General features: G+C 74.8%; 12 protein-coding genes and 1 pseudogene. 4 read left to right on the forward strand and 9 right to left on the reverse strand.

All coding sequences use genetic code 11. From position 1 onward, the window contains the following. Window positions 1–63: 63 nt before the first annotated feature. Together AMK24_RS08615 and AMK24_RS08620 are read right to left on the reverse strand one after the other, a co-directional pair. Window positions 64–1,464: a lysine N(6)-hydroxylase/L-ornithine N(5)-oxygenase family protein gene (locus AMK24_RS08615; protein WP_073766780.1), complete on the reverse strand. Its 1,401-nt coding sequence runs from the start codon at window positions 1,462–1,464 to the stop codon at window positions 64–66. Between the two features lie 70 nt (window positions 1,465–1,534). Beyond that, window positions 1,535–3,142 (reverse strand): pyridoxal phosphate-dependent decarboxylase family protein, encoded by a 1,608-nt coding sequence (locus AMK24_RS08620; protein WP_073766782.1) that lies wholly within the window; start codon window positions 3,140–3,142, stop codon window positions 1,535–1,537. 625 nt (window positions 3,143–3,767) lie between these two features. On the opposite strand from AMK24_RS08620, the gene AMK24_RS08625 reads away from it, so the two are divergent. From AMK24_RS08625 to AMK24_RS08640, 4 genes are all read left to right on the forward strand, one after another. Continuing rightward, window positions 3,768–3,965, forward strand: a complete 198-nt coding sequence (locus tag AMK24_RS08625; RefSeq protein ID WP_073766784.1) for a hypothetical protein — start codon at window positions 3,768–3,770, stop codon at window positions 3,963–3,965. A 381-nt stretch (window positions 3,966–4,346) separates the two neighbouring features. After that, the gene (locus tag AMK24_RS08630; protein ID WP_073766786.1) at window positions 4,347–5,411 is read left to right on the forward strand and encodes a lipoate--protein ligase family protein; all 1,065 of its coding nucleotides are present in this window, start codon (window positions 4,347–4,349) and stop codon (window positions 5,409–5,411) included. Between the two features lie 43 nt (window positions 5,412–5,454). Next, window positions 5,455–6,327 (forward strand): oxygenase MpaB family protein, encoded by an 873-nt coding sequence (locus tag AMK24_RS08635; RefSeq protein ID WP_073768677.1) that lies wholly within the window; start codon window positions 5,455–5,457, stop codon window positions 6,325–6,327. An 83-nt stretch (window positions 6,328–6,410) separates the two neighbouring features. Beyond that, window positions 6,411–8,057, forward strand: coding sequence for an FAD-dependent monooxygenase (locus AMK24_RS08640; RefSeq protein ID WP_073768679.1), 1,647 nt, complete (start codon window positions 6,411–6,413; stop codon window positions 8,055–8,057). A gap of 72 nt (window positions 8,058–8,129) precedes the next feature. On the opposite strand, the gene AMK24_RS08645 is transcribed toward AMK24_RS08640, so the two are convergent. The 7 genes and pseudogenes from AMK24_RS08645 to AMK24_RS35395 all read right to left on the reverse strand — a co-directional run. Further along, the gene (locus tag AMK24_RS08645; protein ID WP_073766788.1) at window positions 8,130–9,710 is read right to left on the reverse strand and encodes a molybdopterin-dependent oxidoreductase; all 1,581 of its coding nucleotides are present in this window, start codon (window positions 9,708–9,710) and stop codon (window positions 8,130–8,132) included. Window positions 9,711–9,849: 139 nt separating this feature from the next. Next, window positions 9,850–12,072 (reverse strand): NADP-dependent isocitrate dehydrogenase, encoded by a 2,223-nt coding sequence (locus AMK24_RS08650; RefSeq protein WP_073766790.1) that lies wholly within the window; start codon window positions 12,070–12,072, stop codon window positions 9,850–9,852. 129 nt (window positions 12,073–12,201) lie between these two features. Continuing rightward, complete coding sequence (locus tag AMK24_RS08655; protein ID WP_073766792.1) at window positions 12,202–13,692, reverse strand: amidase; 1,491 nt, start codon at window positions 13,690–13,692, stop codon at window positions 12,202–12,204. 338 nt (window positions 13,693–14,030) lie between these two features. Beyond that, a complete protein-coding gene (locus AMK24_RS08660; RefSeq protein ID WP_107427369.1) occupies window positions 14,031–14,417 on the reverse strand; it encodes a hypothetical protein in 387 nt (128 codons plus the stop codon). A 353-nt stretch (window positions 14,418–14,770) separates the two neighbouring features. Beyond that, entirely contained in the window at window positions 14,771–15,772 is a 1,002-nt protein-coding gene (locus AMK24_RS08665) for a TIGR03842 family LLM class F420-dependent oxidoreductase (RefSeq protein WP_073766794.1), read from the reverse strand. Window positions 15,773–16,006: 234 nt separating this feature from the next. Next, window positions 16,007–16,432, reverse strand: a complete 426-nt coding sequence (gene panD, locus AMK24_RS08670) for an aspartate 1-decarboxylase (RefSeq protein WP_073768683.1) — start codon at window positions 16,430–16,432, stop codon at window positions 16,007–16,009. A gap of 274 nt (window positions 16,433–16,706) precedes the next feature. Continuing rightward, window positions 16,707–17,231: pseudogene (locus AMK24_RS35395) on the reverse strand (SDR family oxidoreductase); the annotation flags it as partial. Between the last annotated feature and the right edge of the window lie 105 nt (window positions 17,232–17,336).

The following is a 17,336-nucleotide window of genomic DNA, read 5'->3' on the forward strand; positions in this document are numbered from 1 at the left end:
CACCGCGCGGCCCGGAGCCGTATCGCCACCGCCGCACTTCGCCCCCGGTGTCGTCCTTCGGCCCTACCGCCGTTCCTCGGCCTGCCCCGACGCGGTGCTCCGGCCGCCCCGGCCCTCACCGTCCTGAGCCCCGAGGCCGAAGGTGGTGAACGCCGTGCGCTCGGGCAGGGGGTAGAACTCCTTGCCCGTCAGCGTGTTGACGATGACGGCGGACCGCCAGGCGGCCAGGCCCAGATCGGGTGTGCCGACGCCGTGCGTGTGCCGTTCGGCGTTCTGCACGAAGACGGAACCGGTGACCTCCGGTGCCAGGACGAGCCGTTGGGCCGCGTCGATCTGCGGTCGGCCGGCGTCGTCGCGGACGATGTACGGGTCGAGCGCGGCGAGCAGCGTGTCTACGGGGCGCTCCCGGTAACCGGTGGCGAGGACGACCGCGTCGGTGACGAGCCGACCGCGCGTCCCCTGCTGGCCGTGCTCGACGCACAGCTCCGTGCGCCCCTCCGCCGTGGTCGTGGCGCCGGTGACCTCGATGCCGGGGGTGAGCGCCACGTCGGGCCAGCCGCCGCCGAGGCTGCGCCGGTACAGCTCGTCGTGTATGTCCCCGAGCGTCTCCCCGCTGACGCCCTTGTACAACTGCCACTGCCGGGGCAGCAGCCGGTCCCGGGTGGCCTGCGGAAGCCCGTGGAAGTAGCGGGTGTAGTCGGGGGTGAACTGCTCCAGGCCGATCTTGCTGTACTCCATGGGCGCGAAGGCCGGCGTGCGGGCCAGCCAGGTCAGCCCCTCCGCCCCCTCCGGCCGGGAGCGGAGCAGGTCCAGCAGGACTTCGGCGCCGGACTGGCCCGAGCCGACCACGGTGATGTGGCGGGCGGCCAGCAGCCGGTCCCGCTGGGGGAGGTAGTCCGCCGAGTGCAGCACGAGGGCGGCCGGGTCCTCGGCCAGGGCCTTGAGCCGATCGGGCACATGGGGAGACGTACCGACACCGAGCGCGAGGTTGCGGGTCCGGGCGAGTCCGGCCTCCGGCGTCTCCCCGTCCGGGCCCGTCCGGGTGAACTCCACGGAGAAAACGCCCTGTTCCGCGTCCCAGGCCACGGTGTCGACCCGGTGGCCGAAGCGGACGGAGGGGAGTTCGGTGCTCGCCCACCGCAGATAGTCGTCGAACTCCGCGCGGTGGATGTGGAAGCGCTCGGCGAAGTAGAAGGGGAACAGTCTGCGGCGGATCTTGACGTAATTGAGGTAGGACCAGGGGCTGGTGGGCTCGACCAGGCTCACCAGGTCGGCGAGGAAGGGAACTTGGAGGGTCGCTCCCTCGATGAGGAGCCCCGGGTGCCAGCGGAAGGCGGGGCTCTGCTCGTGGAAGGCGGTGCGCAGCCCCGGTACGCCGTCGGCCAGCGCGGCGAGCGAGAGGTTGAAGGGCCCTGCGCCCACCCCCAGCAGGTCGAGGGGCGGCGTGCGCGGTCCGGGTGTCATCGGGCTCCTCCCGCAAGGGGCGCCGGGGTGGCGGGGGCTCGTCCCCGGCAGGCCCTGCGCATCGTCGACGTCATGGCGACAGCCTTTCCGGCGCGGGGGCTCCGGCGCCTTCGGCTGCCGGTGCTTCGCTCGCGCGGCGGGCCGTCGCGGCGCCGCCCGCGACAGGTTCCGCCCGGCCCCCTCCCCCGGCACGGTCCGCCGGAGTCCCGTTCGCCGCCCGGTCCGCCGGGGCGTCGGTCACGGCACGGGTCGCCGCCGTGACGAGGTTCAGGAGCGGCAGCAGATCGGCGGTCGCGGCGTCCGGGTGCAGGAGGGTGGCCTTCAGCCACAGCCGGCTGCGGCCGTCCCCGTCCTCCGCGACCGCGCGGCCGAGGACGGCGCGCCCCTCGGCGAGGAGGGCGCGGCGGACGGCGGCGACCACGGCGTCGCCCGCCTCGTCGGGCAGCGCGTCGGCCGCGGCGGGGCGGAACAACACGGTGCTGATCCCGATGTCCCCGGGGCGGCGGCGCAGCGCGGGGTGTTCGTCGACGGCCCGGCCGAACTCGTGGGCCGTGCGGACGCAGTGCTCCACCAGAGCGGCGAGCCCCCGGCGTCCGAGCGCCCGGAACGTGACGGCCATCTTCAGGGCGTCGGGGCGTCGGGTGGTGCGGATCGAACGGCCCAGCAGGTCCGGGAGTCCGGCCTCGGTGTCGTCGTCGGCGTTGAGGTAGCCGGTGCGCAGGGACAGCGGCGCGAGCGTCGCGGCGTCCGCGACGGTCAGCACCCCGGCGGCGACCGGCTGCCAGCCGAGTTTGTGCAGGTCGAACGTGACGGAGTCGGCGCGCTCCAGCCCCGCGAGCCGCGGGGCCAGGCGCTCGCTGAACAGCAGCGGCCCCCCGTACGCGGCGTCGACGTGGAACCGGGCGCCGTGCCGCCCGGCGATCCGGGCGATCTCCGCGAGCGGGTCGATGCGCCCCTCGTCGGTGGTGCCGGCGGTGGCGACGACCAGGAGGGGAGCTCCGGACAGGCCGGCCAGGACGTGGTCCAGGGCGGCCGGGTCGATCCGGCCCCCGCGGCAGGCGACGACGGCCGGGGCGGGCAGGCCGAGCATCCAGGCGGCTCGGTGGACGCTGTGGTGGGCGTTGGCGCCGGTCACCACCCGGAGGGCGCCGGGGGCCGCCCGTTCCCGGGCGATGAGCAGCGCGACCAGGTTGGACTCGGTGCCGCCGCTGGTGATGAGCGCGTCCGGGGCGGGGGCGGCGGGGTGGACGAGCCGGGCCAGGGCGGCCGTGGTCAGCTCCTCGATCACCCCGGCCGCGGGCGCCTGGTCCCAGGAGTCCAGGGAGGGGTTCAGGGCCGTCCCCGCCAGGTCCGCGGCGACGGCCACGGCCAGCGGCGGGCAGTGCAGATGGGCGACACAGGCGGGGTCGGCCGGGTCGGCCGCCCCTTCCGCCGCGGCGCGGACCACGTCCGTGAGCGCGGCCTCGGCGCCGACGCCCTCCTCGGGCAGGACCGGAGCGCACAGGGCGCGCGTGCGACGGGCCACGGCCTCGGGCCCCCCGGCGGGCAGCGGCCCGCCCCGGGCCGGGGCGGCGGCCTCCAGCGCGTCCAGGACGATCGCGGTGAGGGCCCGCAGACGCTCCGGCCCGTGCGCACCGCCCGCGACCTGCCCTCCCCGTGCGCCTGCCGCGCCCGGCATCGACGGCGTACCGGCGCTCACACCCCACGCTCCACGACGGGCGCACCGGGGAGCGGGGGCGGGGCAGGCGGCATGGCGAAGACCTTCGGTCGTAGTGCGGGCGGGTCGTACCGCAGTGAGGTCCGCGCGCCCAGGGCGACACCGGAGGCGAAAGGATCCACCACCGGGGATGTGCCGGTTAGGCTAACCTAACTCCGAGGGTGCGGGCGACGGGTGGCCCACCGTGTCGCAGAGGCTACTTCGCTTACCGGGCAACCGAGTTGACGGGGTCGCCCTCCTCGCCCGGCGGAGCGCGGCCGGGGAGTCCGGCGGTCCGGTCCGATGGACGAACGGGGCGGACGCCCGCCTCCCGCCCGTGCGCCCGGACGGCGGGGCGGCCGGGGCGCGCACGTCTCCCGCTCGTCCGAAGGGTGGCTCTCCGCCCGTTCCCCGCCCGTTCGGCTTTCCGTCACACGGTTCCTGACCTCCGGTCAGGTCGGCCGTCTCGACTGTGCGGTGACGGTGACCCAGATGTAACCGAATGGCGTAGGGAGTGCGGAACCACCGAGCGCCACAAGCCGTTCTTCTTGCCACTACACGGCCGCCGACCCGCGGCAGGCCGATTCGAGGAAACGGACGACGCCCTATGAAGAAGACAGTCGGGTGGGCCCAGGACGGCGACGACTGGACGATCACCGTGAACGGCACGCAGTACCGTGCGGTCGAACGGCCGGCCGACGGCCGGGTCCACGACTACCTGGTGCGCGGAGCGGACCTGACCGCCGAGTGCCCGAGCCTCGGACACGGTCTCGGCGTCATCCGGGAGCACGAGTCCCGCCGCTGACCCGTCCCGGTCGGCCCGGCGGGTCCGGCCCGCCGAGCACGGCCCCCGCCCCCGACCCCCGGCCTCGACGGCGCGAGAGGGGCCGGCGGGGTGTGCGTCGAGGACGTCCCGCCGCGGCCGGGGCGGCGCGTCCTTCTCCACACCCCCGCCCGGGGCGAGGAAGACCCCCGCCCGGCGTACGGCCTTCACCGCGGCGTCGAGGCCGGGGACCGCGCGCCTGCCGGGCCGGCTGCCGCGGGCCCCGTCGCCGAGCCCTCCGAAAGCGGCGGGCCGGGGATGATCCCCGCCGGGACGCGCGTTGTACCCGTTGTATCCGGTGGCGTCCGGCTCGTCCGTCGAGCCGGGCCCCGGCGGCGGACCACAGGAGCTGGAGGCGGCGCGGTGCACGGTGAGTACAAGGTTCCCGGCGGCAAGCTGGTCGTGGTGGACCTGGACGTGGAGGGCGGGGCGCTGCGGAACGTCCGCGTCGCCGGGGACTTCTTCCTCGAACCCGACGAGGCCATCCTCGCGATCGACGCGGCGTTGGAGGGCGCCCCCGCCACCACCGACACGGCCGGGCTCGCGGCCCGGATCGAGGCGGCGCTGCCCGACTCCACGGTGATGCTCGGGCTGAGCGCGGAGGGCGTCGCCGTCGCCGTGCGCCGGGCGCTCGCACAGGCCACGGAGTGGAGCGACTACGACTGGCAGCTGATCCACGACGCCCCGCAGTCGCCCGCGCTGCACATGGCGCTCGACGAGGTCATCACCGCCGAGGTCGCGGCGGGGCTGCGACCGCCGACGCTGCGGGTCTGGGAGTGGGACTCCCCCGCCGTGATCATCGGCAGCTTCCAGTCGCTGCGCAACGAGGTGGACCCGGCGGGGGTCGAGCGGCACGGCGTGCACGTGGTACGTCGGATCTCCGGCGGCGGCGCCATGTTCGCGGAACCCAGCTCCACCATCACCTACTCGCTGGCCGTCCCGCAGTCGCTGGTCTCCGGGCTGTCGTTCGCCGACAGCTACGCCTACCTGGACGACTGGGTGCTGGAAGCCCTCGCGGACATGGGGATCAAGGCCTGGTACCAGCCGCTCAACGACATCGCCACCGAGGTCGGCAAGATCGCCGGGGCGGCGCAGAAGCGGGTGGTGGGGCCGGACGGCGGGCCCGGGGCCGTCCTGCACCACGTGACGATGGCGTACGACATCGACGCCGACAAGATGCTGGAGGTGCTCCGCATCGGCAAGGAGAAGATGTCGGACAAGGGCACCCGGTCGGCCAAGAAGCGTGTCGATCCGCTGCGGCGGCAGACCGGGCTGCCCCGCCAGGCCGTGATCGAGCGCATGATCGACTCGTTCCGTCGGCGTCACGGGCTGACCGACGGCGGCGTGACGCCCGCGGAGCTGGCGCGCGCCGAGGAGTTGGTACGGACGAAGTTCGCCGCACCGGAGTGGACCGCCCGGGTGCCGTAGCGGGGCCGGGTCCGTGCGGCGGCTCCACGGCATACTGGGACGCATGGACGAGGCAGCGGGCTCCGGACTGCGGGAACGGCTCGGAAGAAGCCTGTTCGCCCGGGTGGCGGGGCCGTCCGGGCCGGAGAACCGGGCCCGCATCCACGACACCCCCGGCCCCCGGTGGTTCGGCCCGGACCGGCCGGTGCGCCGGGTCCACGGGGACGCGTCCATGTTCATCGGAGGGCTGCGGGCCCTGCTCCTGCAGTCGCTGCACCCCCTCGCCATGGCCGCCGTCGCGGGGCACTCGGGGTTCCGGGGCGACCCGTGGGGGCGGCTCCAGCGGACCAGCACGTTCCTGGCCGTCACCACCTTCGGCACGGCCGACCACGCGCGGGAGGCGGTGGACCGGGTACGGGCCGTACACGAGGGGGTCCGCGGGTTCTCGTCCTCCGGTGAGCCGTACCACGCGGCCGACCCGCACCTGCTGTGCTGGGTGCACATCGCGGAGGTGGACAGTTTCCTGCGCGCCCATCAGCGGTACGGAGCGCGGCCGTTGGACGGCGCGGGGTGCGACGGCTACATCCACGACATGGCGACGGTCGCCCGCGCGCTCGGCGTCCCCGACCCGCCGCACGATCGCGCGGAGCTGGCCGCCCGGATCGCCGCCTACCGGCCGGAGCTGCGCGCGACCCGTGAGGCGCTGGACGCGGCCCGCTTCATCCTGTTGCGCCCGCCGCTGCCCTGGCCGGCCCGTCCTCCGTACGCGGTGCTCGCCGCCAACGCCGTGTCCACGCTGCCGCCGTGGGCCAGGGCGCCGCTGCGGCTGCCCCGGGCGCCGGGAGTGGAGGAGATCTGCGTACGGCCCGCGGGGAAGGCCCTGACCAGGACGATCCGGTGGGCGATGACCCGGCCGCCGACGTCTGCCGAGGGCTGAACGCCGGGGTCCGGATGCCGCGGTCCGCTGCGGGCGGGACCATGGGGGGACCGTACCCGGGGGGCCCACGGCGGGAGGCCCCGATGGCCCGCAGCGAATCGACCGACGTCCTGGTGGTGGGCGCGGGCCCGGTCGGCCTGACGCTCGCCGGGGAGCTGCGGCGGGCGGGGGTGGCGTGCCGGATCGTGGACCGGCTCCCGGCCCGGCTGCCGTACGCCAGGGCGGTGGGGATCCAGCCGCGCACCCTGGAGCTCTTCGACCGCATGGGCCTGGTGCGGGAGGTGCTGGACGCGGCGGTCCCGATGCGCGGCCAGGTGACGTACGTCGACGGGGCCGAACGCGGGCGGGTGGAGCTCGTGCTGCCGCCGGAGGTGCCTTACGGCTTCGCGGCCCTGCCGCAGTACGAGACGGAACGCCTCCTGGAGGAGTTCCTCGGGCGTTACGGCACCGGGATCGAGCGCTCCACCGCGCTGGTGGCGTTCGCCCGGGACGCCGCCGGGGTGACCAGCCGGCTCACCACCGCGTCCGGGGCCGAGGAGGAGGTGCGGTCCCGGTACCTGGTGGGGTGCGACGGGGCGCACAGCACCGTCCGCAAGGGCCTCGGACTCTCGTTCGAAGGCGGTGCGTTCCCCGAGGAGTACATGCTCGCCGATGTGGAGGTGGACTGGGCGCTGCCGTCCGGATACGGGGTGCGGTCGATGCGCCTGGGCGCGGGCGGCGCGGTCGACGACCTGCTGGTCTGCGTCCCGCTGCCGGGGAGGGGCCGCTACCGGATGTCGATGCCGGCGCCGCCGGAGCTGTCCGCCGCGCGGCGGGCGGAGGCGGTCGGGCCGGCGGGCGGCGACGGGGTGGCGCACGGGCTCGAAGGAGGTGCGGCCCCCGGCCTCGCCGACGTCCAGAGGGTGTTGGACCGGCTGGCGCCGGAGCCGGCCACCGCGTCCGCGCTGCGCTGGTCCTCGGTGTTCGGGATCAGCCACCGGCTGGTGGACCGGTACGGGGAGGGCCGGGTGTTCGTCGCCGGGGACGCGGCGCACATCCACCCGCCGACCGGCGCCCAGGGCATGAACACCGGGGTCCAGGACGCCGCGAACCTGGCGTGGAAGCTCGCGCTGGCCGTCGGAGGCGCCGCGGGGCCGCGGGTGCTCGCGAGTTACGACGCCGAGCGCCGCCCGGTGGGCGAGGAGGTCGTCCGGCGAACCGTCCGGCACGCCGCCGAAGGCGTCCAGGCCGACCCGGAGGACCCGGGGACGCTGCTGCTGCGCGAGGCCCAACTGCTCGTCTCCTACCGGGACAGCCCGCTGGTCGCACCCTTGCCCCGGGACGACGGCGGCGGCCCCCGGCCGGGCGACCGGGCCCCGGACTGCGGCGGCCTCACCGGGGACGTCGCCGCGTACCCGCAACGGCTGTTCGACCTGATGCGCGGGCGGGGCCACATGCTGCTCGGGTACGGGCGCCACCCGGCCGGAGACGCGCCCCGCGACCTCGCCGCCGCCGCGCGGGAGGCGAGCGGGGGCCGGGTCGCGACCCACTGGATCCTGCCCGCCGACGCCCCGGACGAAGTGACGGGGGTTCCTCGTCACCACGACGGCCGGGGCGAGTTCGCTCGCGCGTACGGGGCCGGGGAGGGCGCGGCGTTCCTGGTGCGGCCGGACGGCCACCTGGCCGCGTGCCTCCGTCCGCCGGTCGTGGGCGCGTTGGCGGCGGCGCTGAGGCGGGTCTTCGGGCCGTGACGTCCGGCACGGGGCCGCCGCTCCCGGGTTCCCGCCCGGGACGACGCCCCGCGCCGTCCCGCGGGCCCCGTCTCACTCCACCGTGACGACCACGGAGTGCCGGCCGCTCGCCCCGTCCGGTACGGTCCCGGTGCGCTTCCCGGTCTGCGTCTCGCCCGTCCCGTCCGTGGCGCGGACGGTGAGGGTGTGGCTGCCGGGGGTCGCCTTCCACGGGTAGGACCACTGGCGCCAGGTGTCGACGGTGGCCCGGTCGGCCAGCTGCGCCGGTCGCCAGGGGCCGTCGTCCACCCGGACCTCGACCTTCTCCACGCCCCGGTGCTGGGCCCAGGCCACTCCGGCGACCATGACCGTCCCGGCCCGCGGGCGGGCGAAGGGCTTGGGGGTGTCGATGCGGGACTGGGTCTTGACCGGGGCCTCGCGCGCCCACGACCGCTTCACCCAGTACGCGTCGTAGCCGTCGAACGTGGTCAGTTCGATCTCCTCGATCCACTTGCAGGCCGAGACGTACCCGTACAGGCCGGGGACGAGCATGCGGACGGGGAACCCGTGGACGAAGGGCAGCGGTTCGCCGTTCATGCCGAGGGCGAGCATCGCGTCGCGGCCGTCCATGACGTCCTCCACGGGGGTGCCGAGCGTCATGCCGTCCACCGAGCGGGCGATGACCTGGTCCGCCTTCCCGCCTCGGGACGGCGGCTTGACGCCCGCCTCCTTGAGCAGGTCCGCCAGGCGGACGCCGATCCACCGGGCGTGGCCGACGTAGGGGCCGCCGACCTCGTTGGAGACGCAGCACAGGGTGATCTCGCGTTCGATCAGGGGGCGGTCCAGCAGGTCCTGATAGGTGAACTCCAGGTCGCGGCGCACGCCCGTGCCGTGGATGCGCAGCCGCCAGGTGTTCGCGTCGACCTTGGGGACCACGAGCGCGGTGTCGACCCGGTAGAAGTCCTTGTTCGGCGTGGTGAACGGGCTGATGCCCCGGACTCCGAGCCGCGCTCCGGCGGGGATCGGCTCGGCGGGCGAGGCCGGGGCGGGTAGTCGTACGGCGTCGCGGGAGGCGACGGCGTCCTGGGCGCCGCGCCCGTCGAGCGTCCGGCCGACGGCCCCCGCCGCCGTGGAGGCGGCGGCCGCGGCGGTGGCGGCGATGAGGAACCCGCGCCGGTCCCAGCCGCTCTCCTCGCCCGCCGGGCCGGTGGTCACACCGCGCGGGGTGGTGAGCCTGCCGGCGAGGACGTACAGCAGCACGGACCCGGCGACGGCGCCCACCAGTGACGGCAACCCGTCCACGGGGCCCGTGGAGTCCGGGCGGCCGACGGCGGCGGCCGTGCCGACCGCGCCGAGGACCAGGACGGCGGCGGAGCCGGTACGCCGGTGGCGCAGGGCCAGCAGGCCGACGGCGACGGCGAGGAGGGCGAGCGTGGCGGCGATGCCGAGTTGGAGGACGGCTTTGTCGTTCTCCCCGAAGGTGCGGATCGCCCAGTCCTTCACCTGGACGGGCGTCCGGTCGATGGCCGCCCCGCCGACCGCCGTCAGGGGGCCCGTCCCGGGTCTGACGGCCGCCGAGGCGAGTTCGGCGACGGCCAGGGCGGCGAACCCCGCGAGAAGTCCGCTCAGGGCGGCGAGAGCGTTGCGGGTCAGGGTTGTCCGGTTGATCCTCACAGTCCTCTATTCGGCACCGCGGGGCCCACGGATTGCCCCTGTCGCCCGTACGGCCCCGAACGCGCCCCGCCCCGGCGGGCGGGGGGCCGGCCGGGGCGGGGAGGGTCGGTGAGGCGGACGCGTCCGCCTCACCATCACGTCAGGCGAGCGACGCGATCGCCTGGTTGAACGTGGCGGACGGACGCATGATCTCGGCGGCCTTGGCCGGGTCGGGCTGGTAGTAGCCGCCGATCTCGGCCGGGGAGCCCTGCACCGCGATCAGCTCGGCGACGATGGTCTCCTCCTGCTCGGCCAGCGTCTTGGCGAGCGGCGCGAACGCCTCGGCGAGCTGGGCGTCGTCGGTCTGCCGCGCCAGCTCCTGCGCCCAGTAGAGGGCCAGGTAGAAGTGGCTGCCGCGGTTGTCGATGCCGCCGAGGCGGCGGCTCGGGGACTTGTCCTCGTTGAGGAAGGTGCCCGTCGCCCGGTCCAGGGTGTCCGCGAGGACCTGGGCCCGCGCGTTGTCCGTGGTGGTGGCCAGGTGCTCGAAGCTGACCGCGAGGGCCAGGAACTCGCCCAGGCTGTCCCAGCGGAGGTAGTTCTCCTTGACGAGCTGCTGGACGTGCTTGGGGGCCGAGCCGCCCGCGCCGGTCTCGAAGAGGCCGCCGCCGTTCATCAGCGGGACGACGGAGAGCATCTTCGCGCTGGTGCCGAGCTCCAGGATCGGGAAGAGGTCCGTGAGGTAGTCGCGCAGCACGTTGCCGGTGACGGAGATGGTGTCCTCGCCGCGGCGGATGCGCTCCAGGGAGAAGGCGGTGGCCTCGACCGGGGACTTGACGGTGATGTCCAGGCCGTCGGTGTCGTGGTCGGCGAGGTACGTCTTCACCTTGGCGATCAGGTTGGCGTCGTGCGCGCGGGTCTCGTCCAGCCAGAAGACGGCCGGGTCGCCGGTGGCGCGGGCACGGGTGACGGCGAGCTTGACCCAGTCCTGGATCGGCGCATCCTTGGTCTGGCACATCCGGAAGATGTCGCCGGCGCCGACGGCCTGCTCCAGCACGACCGCGCCGCTCGCGTCGACGACGCGCACGGTGCCGGTGGCGGGGATCTCGAAGGTCTTGTCGTGGCTGCCGTACTCCTCGGCCTTCTGCGCCATCAGACCGACGTTGGGCACCGAGCCCATGGTGGCCGGGTCGAAGGCGCCGTTGGCGCGGCAGTCGTCGATGACGACCTGGTAGACACCGGCGTAGCTGCTGTCCGGGAGGACGGCGATGGTGTCGGCCTCGTTGCCGTCCGGGCCCCACATGTGGCCCGAGGTGCGGATCATGGCGGGCATGGAGGCGTCGACGATGACGTCGCTGGGGACGTGCAGGTTGGTGATGCCCTTGTCGGAGTCGACCATGGCGAGGGCCGGGCCCTCGGCCAGCTCGGCCTCGAAGGACGCCTGGATCTCGGCGCCGACGTCCGGCAGCGAGCCGAGGCCCTTGAGGATGCCGCCCAGGCCGTCGTTGGGGGTGAGGCCGGCGGCGGCGAGCTGGTCGCCGTACTTGGCGAAGGTGTTCGGGAAGAAGGCGCGGACCGCGTGGCCGAAGATGATGGGGTCGGAGACCTTCATCATGGTGGCCTTGAGGTGCAGGGAGAACAGCACGCTCTCGGCCTTGGCGCGGGCGACCTGGGCGGTGAAGAACTCGCGCAGCGCGGCGACGCGCATGACGGCCGCGTCGACGACCTCGCCCTTGAGGACGGGTACGGAGTCACGGAGCACGGTGGTGGCGCCGTCGTCGCCGTGCAGCTCGATGCGGAGGGCGCCGTCCTCGGCGATGACCGCGGACTTCTCGGTGGAGCGGAAGTCGTCGACGCCCATGGTGGCGACGTTCGTCTTCGAGTCGGCCGACCAGGCGCCCATGCGGTGCGGGTGGGCCTTGGCGTAGTTCTTGACGGAGGCGGGGGCGCGGCGGTCGGAGTTGCCCTCGCGCAGCACCGGGTTCACGGCGCTGCCCTTGACCTTGTCGTACCGGGCGCGGACGTCCTTGTCCTCGTCGGTCCGCGGGTCGTCCGGGTAGTCCGGAAGCGCGTAGCCCTGTCCCTGGAGCTCGGCGATGGCGGCCTTGAGCTGCGGGATCGACGCCGAGATGTTCGGCAGCTTGATGATGTTCGCGCCGGGCGTCCTGGCCAGCTCGCCCAGCTCGGCGAGTGCGTCATCGATACGCTGCTCGGCCTTGAGGTGCTCCGGGAAACTGGCGATGATCCGGCCCGCGAGGGAGATGTCACGGCGCTCGACCGTGACGCCTGCGGTCGAGGCGTACGCCTCGACGACGGGCAGGAACGAGTAGGTCGCCAGGGCAGGGGCCTCGTCGGTGTGCGTATAGATGATGGTCGAGTCAGTCACCGGGTGCTCCGCTCCACGTCTGCAACATTGCTTGACATCAAGATATCTCTTCGGCGTGCCGGGCTCCACAAGACCCCCGCACGGCTTCACGCTCCGCACGGGGGCCGGTGACGGCACGGCCACCCGGGGTTACGCGATCGGCGGCCGGTGCTCGTACCAGCGCAGGTCGTCCTCCAGCTGGGCGGCGAGGGCGATCAGCCGCTCCTCGGCGCGGGAGGGGCCCAGCAGCTGGGCGCCGACGGGGAGGCCGGAGCGGGTGAAGCCGGCCGGGACGTTCACGCCGGGCCAGCCGAGGACGTTCCAGGGCCAGGCGTAGGGGCAGGCGGCGGTCATCGCGAGGTCGGTGCGCCAGGCGCTCAGGCCGTCGAACCTGCCGATCCGCGGCGGCGGGGCAGCCGTGGTCGGGGTGAGGAGCACGTCGAACCCGGACGCGTCGAAGAGGGCCCCGATACGGCGGTGCTGGCGCACCTCGCGGGCGCGGGCGGCCCGCACCGCCCGGCCGCCGAGCCGGGTGCCGGTCCGCAGGGCGCTGCGGGTGCGCGGGTCGAGGAGCGCCGGTTCGGGGTGGCGGGCGGCGAACTCGGCGATGCCCGCGGTGGCGCGCGGCACGAAGGCGAGGCCGATCAGCCCGTACCGGGGGCGGGCCTCCTCGACGTGGTGGCCGAGCCGGGCCAGGGTCTCGGCGAGCGCGGTGACCGCCCGGCGCACCTCGGGGTCGGGTTCCGCGCCGGTGAGGGTGAGAGGGGGCCGCCAGGCGAGGGCGATGCGCAGCCGGCCGGGCTCGCGGCGGGCGGCGTCGGCGGCGCGCACGGCGGGCGGGCGGTGGAAGTCGTCGGGGTGCGGCCCGGCGGCGGCGTCCAGCAGGAGCGCGGCGTCCGCGACCGTACGGGCGAGGGGGCCGTTCACCGTGAGGCCCTGGAAGGAGTCGCTGTGCGGGTGGACCGAGATCCGCCCGCGCTGCGGTTTGATGCCGACGAGGTGGGTCCAGGCGGCGGGGATGCGGACGGATCCGGCGCCGTCCGAGCCGAGGGCGGCGGGGACGAGCCCGGCGGCGACGGCGGCGGCCGACCCGCCGGAGGAGCCGCCCGGGGTGTGCGCGGTGTTCCACGGGTTGCGGGTGGCGCCGAATCCGGGCCCCTCGGTGAAGGGCCACTGGCCCAGTTCGCAGGAGTTGGTCTTGCCGACGACGACGGCTCCGGCGGCGCGCAGCCGGCGGACCGCCTCGCTGTCGGCGGCGGCCGGGGGCCGCTCCCCGTCGCAGCCGAAGTGGGTGGGCAGACCCGCCACGTCGGTGTCGTCCTTGACGGCGACCGGGACGCCGAGGAGCGGCAGCCGTGCCCCCGCCGCGAGCCTGCGGTCGGCCTCGGCGGCCTCGGCCAGGGCCGCTTCGGCGCGCAGGTGGCGGAAGGCGTTGAGAGTGGGCCGGGTGGCCTCGGCGCGGGCGAGGGCGTCGGCCACCAGGGCGGTGGAGGTGGTGGCTCCCTCGGCGAGCAGACGGGCGCTCTCCGCGAGTCCGGGGAGCGGTGGCGGGACGGCCCGGCCGGGAACGCGGCCGGAGCCCCGTACGGCTGGGCCGGACCGCCCGGTGGGCTCCGCTTCGGTGGGCTCCGCTGAGGACATGGGCGTGCCGCCTCCCTCGGGTCGCGGGGCCGGCCGGTCGTCCGGCTGCGCCCCCCGTACTTACTGGAGGGTAACGAGAGGAGGCGGCGCGCTCAACCGTTGGGCACGCACCGGCCGTTGCGCATACGGCCGGTGGGTACGGCACGGCTCCAAGGGCCGTCCCGCCGTTTCCGGTGGATCGGCGCGCGGCGTCGGATGCGGTGCATCGCAAGGCGGAGGGGCATCCGCATACCGGACGTACGGGGATGTTCCGACAACGCGGCGAGGTGCCGCAGCCGTCGTCGCGCGCCCGCCGGGAATCGCGGAACAGTCCTGAGGAGGCGCTTACGGCTCCGGCGTCACGGACGGACGTGGATCTCGCCGATTCCGGTGCCGAGGCTTCCGCAGTGGGCGGTGGACTGGCCGGACTCGCCGGGCCGGAGCGTGACGTGCTCGCCGTCGACGTCCGGCGACCAGCCGCAGACGAGGTGGACCCAGAAGACCTGCGTCCGGCCGCCGTTGTTGCGGCAGAGGGCGAAGCCCGTGTAGTCGTCGATCGCGTGCTTGCCGGTGTCGCAGGAGAGGCCGGGCGGGATCGCGGTGGGGGCGGCGGCGGTCGCGGCGGTGGCCGGGACCGTCAGCGCGGCGGCGCTCACCACGGCGGCGAGCGCTCTCAGGGCGGGCCGGAAGCGGTTCCCGGCGCCCGGTCCGCCCTTGCTCCTCGTCGTCCCCGTGAACAGGTTCATGGTGGTTCTCCCTCGTGGTGCGTACGTCCGTGACCCCGGGCGGGATCACCGCAGCTCTGCCCACGGACGGTGGCCGAAATCCCCGCCGAGCCTCACCCTCCGTGAACACGCCGGGCGGGGCCCCGCCTCGCGGCGTACGCCCGGTCATGCCGGTCGCCGGGGCTCGCGGCCCCTGACCGGGGCTTCTGTGACGAGACGGGGTGAGCGGGAGCCGATGGGCCGCGCGGGTGCGGCGGCCGTCGCTCTCACCGTGACGAGTGGCACGCTCGCGCGGGCTGACGACGACGCCGGCACGCCGAGCGCCCGGGGGACCGCCGAACGCTCGCGCGACGCCCTGCGGGGAAGAGGCGGGCTCAGGCGCCGAGGGCCGGGATGACCTCGGCCCCGTAGGCGTCGATGGTCGCCTCACGGGCGTCGTGCATGGCGTAGACGGCGAACTGGTCGACGCCGAGGTCCTTCAGGTGGCGCAGCTTCTCGATGTGCGCCTCGACGGGTCCGAGCAGGCAGAACCGGTCGACGATCTCGTCCGGGACGAACGCCGTGTCCGGATTGCCGGTGCGCCCGTGGTGGCTGTAGTCGTAGCCGGAGCGTCCGGCGATGTAGGCGGTCAGCGCCTCGGGCACCAGGCCGGAGTGCTCGCCGTAGCGGGCGACCAGGTCCGCCACGTGGTTGCCGACCATCCCGCCGAACCAGCGGCACTGCTCCCGGGCGTGGTCGAGGTCGTCCCCGACGTGGGCGGGGGCGGCGACGCAGATCGTGACGGAGCCGGGATCCCGTCCGGCGTCGGCCGCCGCCTCCCGTACCGCCTTGATCATCCACTCGGTCAGGAAGGGGTCCGCCAGCTGGAGGATGAAGCCGTCGGCCTTCTGACCGGCGAGCGCCAGGGCCTTGGGGCCGTACGCCGCCATCCACACCGGCAGCCGCCCGTCCTTCACCCAGGGGATCCGCACCGGCTGCCCGCCGACCGTGGCCTCCCGGCCCTCCGCGAGGTCCCGGATGACGTCGATGGACTCGCCGAGGCGGGCCAGCGTGTTGGGCGGGCGGCCCGCGACGCGCATCGCGGAGTCGCCGCGCCCGATGCCGCAGACGGTGCGGTTGCCGTACATGTCGTTCAGAGTGGCGAAGGTGGAGGCGGTGACCTCCCAGGCGCGGGTGCCCGGGTTGGTGACCATGGGACCCACGGTCAGCTTCTCCGTGTGCTCCAGGATGCGGCTGTAGATGACGAACGGCTCCTGCCAGAGCACCGCCGAGTCGAAGGTCCAGCCGTAGCGGAACCCGTTGCGTTCGGCCCGGCGCATCAGGCCGACGACGGCCGAGGCGGGCGGGTCGGTCTGGAGGACGAGTCCGAAGTCCATGACGGGTCTCCTCTGTCCTGGGGCTCGCGCGCGCGGCGGCGCCGTCTCCGGGGCGGCGGCCCGGCATGCCCGCTGCCGGAATCCTTCCACAGCGGGGCGTGCCGGCCCGTCTCCCGCCACGCCCGGTCGCGCGTCGTGGGCGGGGGACCATCCTGGGGCACTTCCCGGGCCGGGGGAAGACCTCCGGGCGGGGCGGGCGCGCCGGCGCACGCCCGGCGCGCCCGCCCCGCCCGGTCAGCCGGCGACCGCGGCGACGGTGTCGCCGGGCACCAGGCCGTAGCCGTCCGGCACCGCTGTGGCGTCCTGCCCGCAGGCCACCGGGGCGTTGGCGGAGTCCACGAACACCACGCTGGGGCGGAAACCGGCGGCCTCGTGCTCCTCCACCATCGCGTAGGCGATGAGGATGACGAGGTCCCCCGGGCTGATCAGCCGGGCCGCCGCGCCGTTGATGCCGATGACCCCCGAGTCGCGCGGCCCTTCGATCACATAGGTGGTGAGCCTCGCCCCGTGGTCGATGTCGACGATGTCCACCTTCTCCCCGGGCAGGAGGTTCGCCGCCTCCATGAGGTCGGCGCTGACGGTGACGGAGCCGGCGTAGTGCAGATCGGCCTGGGTCACCGTGGCCCGGTGGATCTTCGACTTCATCATGGACCTGAACACGGGGTCCAGGCGGAACAGTTCCTCGTCGGTCACCGCTGTGAGCGACAGCGGGTGACGTCCCTGCTGGGGCATGGGGTTCTCCATCTCCTCGGTGGGACTGATCGGTTGGGCGTGCGCCGTCCGGACGGCGCACGCCCGCTGCTCCGCCTCGCGCCCCAGGGCGACGATCGCGGCGGCGGCGTGGTCCAGGCGTCGGGTCGAGCTCCAGCTCGGCGGCGGGGATCACGTCGCTGTGCGTGCGGGCGTCGGTGGTCCGGCCCACCACGTCCTCGGGGTTGGGGGCGCTGGTCCGGACGTGCCAGGAGATCGTGCCCGGCCGGTGGACCGTGGCCCGCCCGGCGGCCTGCCCCACCAGCGCGTCGGCCGCCCACTTGCTCTGCGAGTAGCGGTCCGTGACGCCGTCCAGGTCGTCGGTGGGGGTGCCCTCGGTGACCGTGCCGAGTTCGCCCTGCGCCACCGAGAACGCCGACATGGTCGATACGGGGTGGAACGGGGTGCGGGGGCGTGCGGCGAGGCCGAGGAGTTCGCGGGTGCCGAGCGCGTTGGCCGCCCGCAGCGCCGTGTACGGGTACACGGCGTTGACGACTGCCCCGTTGTGGTAGATCGCGGCCAGTCCCGCGCCGAGCGCGTCGAACGCCTCGGCGGTGAGCCCGAACCGCGGCCGGGCCAGGTCGCCGGGACCGCCTCGACGTGTTCCGCGCCGTCCGCGTGGGGCGCCCCGAGCCGTTCCATCGCAGCCCTGATCCGCCGTACGCCCTCGACTCCGTCGACCGGTGAGCCGACGATCATGACGGTCGATAGCAGCAGGTCAGCGAGGTACCGAACGCGCAGGACCCTGACCTCGCTCCGGTGCGCCCGACCCGTTGCGCCGTCCGGACGGTTTCACTTTTCGTCCCCTATCGCG

Source organism: Streptomyces sp. CB02366 (assembly GCF_001905905.1).
Classification (GTDB): domain Bacteria; phylum Actinomycetota; class Actinomycetes; order Streptomycetales; family Streptomycetaceae; genus Streptomyces.

Bases quoted from the DNA above. Each gene is read 5' to 3' on its own strand.
- AMK24_RS08615 (WP_073766780.1), bottom strand. From the start codon at position 1,464: ATGACACCCGGACCGCGCACGCCGCCCCTCGACCTGCTGGGGGTGGGC.
- AMK24_RS08620 (WP_073766782.1), bottom strand. From the start codon at position 3,142: ATGCCGGGCGCGGCAGGCGCACGGGGAGGGCAGGTCGCGGGCGGTGCG.
- AMK24_RS08625 (WP_073766784.1), top strand. From the start codon at position 3,768: ATGAAGAAGACAGTCGGGTGGGCCCAGGACGGCGACGACTGGACGATC.
- AMK24_RS08635 (WP_073768677.1), top strand. From the start codon at position 5,455: ATGGACGAGGCAGCGGGCTCCGGACTGCGGGAACGGCTCGGAAGAAGC.
- AMK24_RS08640 (WP_073768679.1), top strand. From the start codon at position 6,411: ATGGCCCGCAGCGAATCGACCGACGTCCTGGTGGTGGGCGCGGGCCCG.
- AMK24_RS08655 (WP_073766792.1), bottom strand. From the start codon at position 13,692: ATGTCCTCAGCGGAGCCCACCGAAGCGGAGCCCACCGGGCGGTCCGGC.
- AMK24_RS08660 (WP_107427369.1), bottom strand. From the start codon at position 14,417: ATGAACCTGTTCACGGGGACGACGAGGAGCAAGGGCGGACCGGGCGCC.
- AMK24_RS08665 (WP_073766794.1), bottom strand. From the start codon at position 15,772: ATGGACTTCGGACTCGTCCTCCAGACCGACCCGCCCGCCTCGGCCGTC.